The 210-nt window shown below is 50.5% G+C and carries 1 tRNA gene; it reads right to left on the reverse strand.

Going from position 1 to position 210, the window contains the following annotated elements:
- Position 1: 1 nt before the first annotated feature.
- A tRNA-Val gene (locus tag HMPREF2853_RS05230) sits at positions 2-74 on the reverse strand.
- Between the last annotated feature and the right edge of the window lie 136 nt (positions 75-210).

The raw sequence follows: 210 nt of genomic DNA on the forward strand, positions 1-210 counted from the left end.
ATGGGAGTTAACGGGATCGAACCGCTGACCCTCTGCTTGTAAGGCAGATGCTCTCCCAGCTGAGCTAAACTCCCAAAGGGCGGAGTCTAGCTCAGCCAACGGTAAGAAACTTCGTTTCTCTCATCCGCCGATTGTAATTTCGATTTCCTCTCAATTACAACTGAGCTAAACTCCCTCGAGCTAAGCGACTTCCATATCTCACAGGGGGCA

The sequence above is a fragment of the Streptococcus sp. HMSC077F03 genome (assembly GCF_001812375.1).
GTDB classification, from domain to species: domain Bacteria; phylum Bacillota; class Bacilli; order Lactobacillales; family Streptococcaceae; genus Streptococcus; species Streptococcus oralis_S.